The organism is Corallococcus praedator, assembly GCF_003612125.1.
In the GTDB taxonomy this organism is placed as follows: Bacteria; Myxococcota; Myxococcia; order Myxococcales; family Myxococcaceae; genus Corallococcus; species Corallococcus praedator.
On record NZ_RAWI01000724.1, the window covers coordinates 1 to 1,834 of the forward strand.

1 protein-coding gene is annotated in these 1,834 nt (G+C 68.8%); it reads left to right on the forward strand.

From position 1 onward, the window contains the following. The coding region (locus tag D7Y13_RS41265; protein ID WP_120631053.1) for a TIGR04551 family protein at window positions 1-1,737 on the forward strand (1,737 nt) is incomplete at its 5' end. Window positions 1,738-1,834 lie beyond the last annotated feature (97 nt).

Here is a 1,834-nt window from a genome sequence, read left to right on the forward strand (position 1 = left end):
GCCCCGGCCGCCGCCGCGCCCGCTGCCTCCACCGACGGCGCTGTCAGCCGCGAGGAACTGGAGCAGCGGCTGGAGGCCACCCGCCAGGAGCTGCGCGAGGACATCCGCGCGCAGACGGCCACCCAGGCCGTGGCCAACAACGACTGGCAGGAGGAGTGGACGGAGGAGAAGCGCAAGCTGGAGCTGTTCACGCTCGACGGCTACCTGCGCGTGCGCCCCACGCTCTTCTACAAGTTCGACCTGGGCAAGCCCGCGCTGCCGTCCGGCACGCCCCTGGGCCGCCAGCTGTGGACGCGCTCGCCGCGCTCCCCCACCGAACAGACCCAGGCCGGCGCCAACATGCGCTTCCGCCTGGACCCGTCCTTCAACGTCTCCGAGGACGTGCGGGTCAAGGTGCAGGTGGACGCCCTGGACAACATCCTCCTGGGCTCCAACCCGGACAGCGCCTACAGCGGTGACGGGCGCAACAACTTCACGCTCTTCTCGGAGAACCAGACCCCGGGCAACTCCGCCATCAACGCGTTCAAGGACTCCGTCCAGGTCCGCCGCGCGTACGGTGAAGTGACGACGCCGGTGGGCATCCTGCGCTTTGGCCGCATGGGCAGCCACTGGGGCGTGGGCATGCTGCGCAACGACGGCAACTGCCTGGACTGCGACTACGGCGACACGGTGGACCGCATCCAGTTCGTCACCGAGCCGTTCGCCGGCTGGTACGTGACGCCGATGCTGGACTTCAACTCCGAGGGGCTCACCTCCGAGCGCTCCAACTCCCTGGGCGAGCCGGTGGACCTCACCCAGTCCGACGACAGCCACAGCCTGGTGCTGGCCATCGCGCGGCGCGACACCGAGCAGCAGGAGCGCGCCAAGCTGGACAACAACCAGGGCGTGCTCAACTACGGCCTGTACTTCACCTACCGCACGCAGCGGTACGCGACCCTGGGCGACACGAGCGGCGTCCCCATCAACCCGGACCCGGTGGTCAACGTCAGCACCCCCACGTTCCTGCCGCGCGGCGGGACGATGTACGTGCCGGACCTGTGGTTCAAGTACGCGGAGAAGAAGTTCCGCATCGAAGCGGAGTTCGCCGCGCAGCTGGGCACCATCGACGGCCGCGCGCTGACGACCGCGGACCCCGCCTCCCAGTCGCTGCGCATCGCGCAGTTCGGCGGCGTGCTCCAGACGGAGTTCCACGTCATCGAGAACAAGCTGCACCTGGGCGTGGAAGCGGGCTTCGCGTCCGGTGACAAGGCGCCGGGCTTCGGCAACTACCCGGGCCGCCAGGGGACCGGCACGGACGGCAACACCGCGGCGGGCGACGTGGAAGGCCGGCAGTACCGCTGCGACACCGGCGGCTGCAGCGACAACGCCATCCGCAACTTCCGCTTCAACCGCGACTACCGCGTGGACCTCATCCTGTGGCGCTCCATCCTCAACGGCGTCACGGATGCGTTCTACGTGAAGCCGGGCCTCAAGTACTCCATCGCGGAGGGCTTCGACGTCTTCGGCAGCGTCATCTACTCGCAGGCGTTCTACGCGGAGTCCACGCCCTCCTCCATCAACAAGGGCCTGGGCTTCGAGGCGGACATCGGCGCGCGCTACGTGACGGAGGACGGGTTCGTGGCGGGCATCGACTACGGCATCCTCTTCCCGCTCGCGGGCCTGAAGGACCTGAACCTGACCGCGCAGGAACTCAACACCGCGCACGCCATCCGCGGCACGCTGGCCATCAAGTTCTAGCCATGCGCGGACTCCTTCCCCGGTGGTGTGTCGCCGCCGTCCTGACGCTGGGACTGGTGGCGTGTGGCATCAAGGGCAATCCCCACGCCCCCCGTCC